The organism is Intrasporangium sp. (assembly GCF_030452765.1).
GTDB lineage: Bacteria > Actinomycetota > Actinomycetes > Actinomycetales > Dermatophilaceae > Intrasporangium_A.
The window spans coordinates 1-5168 of sequence record NZ_JAKDLO010000249.1 but is presented as its reverse complement, the minus strand read 5'-3'; the positions used below and the strand labels follow the sequence as shown (position 1 = coordinate 5168).

Annotated in this window: 4 protein-coding genes; all 4 read right to left on the bottom strand. The window is 72.2% G+C overall.

The features are described 5' to 3' along the window. Positions 1-3: 3 nt before the first annotated feature. The gene (gene trxA, locus L0H79_RS20515) at positions 4-327 is read right to left on the bottom strand and encodes a thioredoxin (RefSeq protein ID WP_301486495.1); all 324 of its coding nucleotides are present in this window, start codon (positions 325-327) and stop codon (positions 4-6) included. A gap of 63 nt (positions 328-390) precedes the next feature. Then, positions 391-1368 (bottom strand): thioredoxin-disulfide reductase, encoded by a 978-nt coding sequence (gene trxB, locus L0H79_RS20510; protein ID WP_301486494.1) that lies wholly within the window; start codon positions 1366-1368, stop codon positions 391-393. A 253-nt stretch (positions 1369-1621) separates the two neighbouring features. After that, positions 1622-3436 (bottom strand): hypothetical protein, encoded by a 1815-nt coding sequence (locus tag L0H79_RS20505; protein ID WP_301486493.1) that lies wholly within the window; start codon positions 3434-3436, stop codon positions 1622-1624. A 38-nt stretch (positions 3437-3474) separates the two neighbouring features. Then, on the bottom strand, positions 3475-5168 hold a 1694-nt coding region (locus L0H79_RS20500; protein ID WP_301486492.1), incomplete at its 5' end, for a DUF6049 family protein.

Sequence of the window (5168 nt, the reverse complement as noted above, 5' to 3'; positions counted from 1 at the left end):
GGCTCAGGCGATGAACTCCTCGAGCTCGCGCAACAGCTTGGGCTTCGGGTGTGCCCCGACGATCGTCTTGACGACCTGGCCCCCCACGTAGACGTTCATGGTCGGGATCGAGACGACCCCGTACTGGGCCGTCGTGGCCGGGTTTGCGTCGGTGTCGAGCTTGATGATGTCGATCTTGTCGCCGTGCTGGGCTGCGATCTCCTCGAGGATCGGGGCCACCTTGCGGCACGGCCCGCACCAGGTCGCCCAGAAGTCCACGAGGACCGGCTTGTCGTTCATGAGAACGTCGTCGGCGAAGGCTGCGTCGTTCGTCTGCTTGAGGGCCATCTCATTCCTTTCGTATGCCGCTGAGCGCGGCTGGTGCCCTGGTGCGGTGGGTGGTGGGCGGGGTCAGCCGGCCGGGGTGGCGACGGCCGGAGCGTGCCGGGCTGCCCCGTCGTGCAGGGCGGACAGGTAGTGCTCGGCGTCGAGGGCGGCGGCACAGCCGGTCCCGGCGGCGGTGACGGCCTGGCGGTAGGTGTGGTCCACCAGGTCGCCGCAGGCGAAGACACCGGCGACGTTGGTGCGGGTCGAACGTCCGTCGACGAGGACGTAGCCGGCATCATCCAGCTCGAGGACCCCCTTGACGAGCTCGTTGCGCGGGTCGTGACCGACGGCGACGAACAGGCCGGTCACCGCGAGATCGCGGGTCTCGCCGGTGAGGGTGTCGCGCAGGGTGATGCCGGTCAGCTTCCCCTCTCCGTGGATCTCGGCGACCTGGCTGTTCCAGGCGAACGTGATGCGGTCGTTGGCGAAGGCGCGGTCGGCCATGATCTTGCTTGCGCGCAGCTCGTCGCGGCGGTGGATGATCGTGACGGACCGGGCGAACTTGGTCAGGAAGGTGGCTTCCTCGATCGCCGAGTCGCCGCCGCCGACGACCGCGATGTCCTGGTCGCGGAAGAAGAACCCGTCACAGGTGGCGCACCAGGAGACGCCGTGCCCGGACAGCTCCTTCTCACCCGGCAGGCCGAGCTCGCGGTAGGCCGAGCCCATGGCGAGGATGACTGCGTGGGCGGCATACGTGACGCCCGTACCGGTGGTGACGCTCTTGACGTCACCGTCGAGGGAGACCTCGACGACGTCGTCGGTGACCAGCTCGGCGCCGAAACGGGTGGCCTGGGCGCGCATCTGGTCCATCAGGTCCGGGCCCATGATCCCGTCGGGGAAGCCGGGGAAGTTCTCGACCTCGGTGGTGTTCATCAACGCGCCGCCGGCCGTCACGGCGCCCTCGATGAGCACCGGGTGCAGGTTGGCTCGGGCCGCATAGATGGCGGCCGTGTAGCCGGCCGGGCCGGAACCGATGACGATGACGTGGCGGACGTCGGACATGACACTCCTGGATCGTTGCGAGTCGGTCCATGACAGGGTCACCCGAGACACGGGTCACCCGGACCTGTACGGCTCAACCGATCCTAGGGGCTGCTTGTTCCCACGCCGCGAGGCCCGCGCCCGTTGCCCACGAGAGCCGCATCCGATGGCAGTTGTCGTTGGGATCCGCAGCCCGAACACCACGAGAACTGCGCTCCATGTGGGTTCTCGTGGGAGTGCGAAGCGAGCACCACGGCGGACCGGGCCGCCACGGTCAGCGCACCTTGACCTCGGAGACCTGGGCGCGGAAGTGGGTCGGTGACTCGGCCGGGGCGGCCCTGGTGACCCAGACGATGAGCTTGGTGGCCGGCTTGAGGTCGCCCGGTGCCTTGAGCTTGATGGTGCCCGACTTGTCCCTGACCTTGCCGATCTCCTGGGCGTCCTCGAGGCTCGCCTTGTCGGCGGCATACACGGTGACGTCCTGCTTGGCGGGCAGGACCAGCTCGACCTCGTGGATCGTTGACCGGTCACCGAGGTCGAGCACGAGCCCGACCCCCGGCCGGCCGCCGTTGAAGTCGTCGCTGCCGAACCACCGGGACTGCCAGTGGGTGTCGGGGTCGCCGTCGAACGCGAGCTTCGCCTTCGCGTCGCCCTGGTTCTCGTGACCCTCGGGGTCGAAGCCCGTGCCCCCGGTGATCTCGATCGGGGCGGCGCTGCGCGCCGCGGTGCTCGTCGGGGACGGGCTCGGGCGCGGTGATGTCGCGGACGCCGTGGGGCTCGGCTTGGTCCCCTTCGACGGCGTGGCGCCCGTCGAGGTCGTGGGTCCGTCGTGCTGACCGATCTTCCTGACGTTCTGCACCCCGATGACGAGTGCGACGAGCACGAGCGCGCCGACGATGGCCAGGGCGATCCGAGACTGCGTGCGGGACGGCGCCTCGGGCACCGAGTGACGCAGCAGCGGCACCGGCGGCTCGATGCGCTGATCGCCGCCCTCGTCGAGGGCCTCGTGCAGGGCCACGTCCTCGCCGTCGAAGTCGTCGACGTGGGCCGCACGGCGCTCGGCTGCTCGTGTTGCCGCCTTGTCCGCGGCGGCCCGGGCGAAGGAGCCGACCTTGTCGCCGATCGCGACCGCTGCGCCGGCAGCGGCGGCGCCCGCCGTGGCCAGATGGCTCGGACCGCGGCTCTCGTCGGTCTCGGTGTCGGCCGCGGCCTGCGGCCCGGCGACAGGCAGGACGCGCGTCGCTGCCGCGGCACCGGCGGCACTCACCGGGCGGGGCAGGCCGATGGCTGTCGCGCCATCGGTCGCGGGGGGCTCGTGCGGCCACGGGGCGATCTGGCTCGCGAGGTCGCCCGGGCCGGCGGGGCCGCCATCATCGACGAGGGTCAGGCGGCAGATGAGGTCGAGGTCGGCGGGCACACCGACGGCGATCTGGGACGGCGGGGCCAGGCCGCCGACCATCGTGGGGGCCGCATCGAGGCCCTGGTGCGGCACCGGCAGGACACCTGTGGGGGCCGCTGCCGGCCATCTCGCGGTCAGTCCCGCGTAGGCCAGCCGGACCAAGCCGATCGCATCGAGGCGGGGGCCGCGTTCGTCCCCGGCGGTGTCGAGGTCGGCGAGCGTGGCATCGGTCGCGAGCCCGCGGACCTTGACGGCCCCGTCCGGCATCCGTAGGACGGAGTCGGGCGTGAGGACCAGATGGTGCAGGCCACGGTGCCCGGCCTTCTCGAGCGCGATCGCCGACTCTCCGACGAGCCGGCGCACCTCCTCGGCCGGCAGGCCCCCGCCGCGCAGGAGGTGGTCGAGGGTCACCGACCCGGTCAGCGGCTCCTCGATGACGAAGGACACGTCCTGGTCGGTGCCGACGTCGAGCACCCGCACCAGGCGCGGGTCCTCGAGACCCGCCGCCCGGCGGGCCGCGTCGAGGGTGGCCGCCGCCACCGGCGACCCGCTGGGGAAGCACACGAGCACGACGTCGCGTTCGAGGGTCTGGTCCGTGGCGCGCCACCGCTCGTGGTGGAGGCCCTCAGCGGTGCGCAGGGTGACGGCATACCGTCCTGCGAGGACCGATCCCGGACCGACTCCGTGCACGATCTCGTCACCCCTTCCATGGCTGGGTCGCGTCCATCCTAAGTGGACGGACCGGTCCGCCCGTGCTCCTGATCGGGCGCGTCCACGACGAGGTCGTGAGTCTGCCCGATCTCGTCGATGCGTGCGCTTCCCCGCAGCAGCGACCGGGCGACCCCGGCGATGAGGACGAGCGCGGCGATGATGCCCCCGATCCAGTAGATCGTCGTGTCGAGCGGGTTTGCCGTGACCGGGATGACGGCGGGCTTGCCGATGGGGGTGCCGTCCGCGGTCGTGAGGAAGGCCCGGATGTCGGCCTGTCCCGCCGCGACCGCTCGGACGACGACCTTGACGCTCGTCTTGGAGTTGGCGCCGATCCGGATGGGCGGCGGCTGCTCGACGATCTGCATCCGGGGATTGGTCGGGGCCAGGACGAGCCGGATGTCCTGCACGGCGTAGTCGAGGCCGTTCTCGACGGTCAGCGTCAAGGTGCCCTGCTGGGCGAGGAAGTTGAAGCTGCGGGGCACGACGCGGACCGCCAGCGTGGCGGCCCGCACATCGGCGGTGACCGACGCCTCGAGCCGGGTCCAGCCGGCTCGGTCCCACCGCCAGCGCGTGCTCGCGAGCTCGTCGAGGACTTCCTGGTAGCGGGCCTCGAAGCCAGTCCCGTCGCGCAGTACCGTCGCGACGTCGTGCAGGGTTGCCCGCTGGTCGGCCATCCGCTGCAGCCGGGGGCCGGTCAGGGTCGGCTTCGGCGCTGCGGGCGCGACCGGGGTGACGGGCGTCTCGGCGCGCGTGGCGACGTCGTCACCCGAGTCGGCGAGGAGGGAGTCGGCGCGCACCGGGGTGAGCCACGGGGCAGCGTCGATCGCCTCGAGCAGGTCGCTCAGGCCGGAGACGTCCGGGTCGTACGTGCGTGCGCCCACGACGAGCACCGCGCGTTCCGTCCCGGGCCGCTCCCCGAGGAGCGCGAGGGTGTCGGCGAGGAACTGCTGCCGCGGCGCCATCCCCGCGTCGGGCCCGGACGGCAGCAGCGCGGACAGCGTGGTGTCCCAGCCGAGCAGCCGCGTGCCGGCCGCGCTCAGCCGGCGCGCCGAGGGAGTGTATGCCGTCGTCCCGGTGATCGCCGCATTGTTGACGACGATTCCGGCGGGCTTGCCCAGCCGCGTCCCGCTCAGCAGCGTCGTCAGCGCCTTCTCGCGCCCCGGGGGGAGCAGCCCGTCGGCAGGCAGGACGATGTCAGCCCGGACCGGCTCGTCCAGGCGGCGTCCGACGATCGACGAACGGTTGACGAGCTCGCGGATGATGGTGCTCGTCGGGTCGATGTCTGCTGCGGCGGCGAGGTCGGCGTCGGTGTAGGGCAGTGCCCACACGTCCCGTCCGCGCAGCTGGGCGACGACCTCGTCACCGAGCTGTTTCACGGCAGGCCCGGCGATCGTCGGTGTGGGGCTCGGGGTGGTGCCCGGGGTGCCGGGCGCCTGCGTCGCGGGCGGCGTCACCGATCCGGTGCTCGGCGGCCCCTCCGGCTGCGGACCGGTGCCGGTGGGTGCGGGGGTCGGCGCAGGCAGGCCTGGCTCGCCCGCGGCGGTCGGCCCGAAGACGGAGGGGTCCACGGCCAGGGTGACCTCGTGCCCGGCCGATCCCTCGACCAGGTCGCGCACCCGCGAGCCCGGACCGATGGCCGTCCGCCAGGCCGAGAGCCGGTCGCCCTCGGCGACCTGTTGGCCCTCCTCGACCGCGATCTTGACGATGGTGC

Bases quoted from the DNA above. Each gene is read 5' to 3' on its own strand.
- trxA (WP_301486495.1), bottom strand. From the start codon at position 327: ATGGCCCTCAAGCAGACGAACGACGCAGCCTTCGCCGACGACGTTCTC.
- trxB (WP_301486494.1), bottom strand. From the start codon at position 1,368: ATGTCCGACGTCCGCCACGTCATCGTCATCGGTTCCGGCCCGGCCGGC.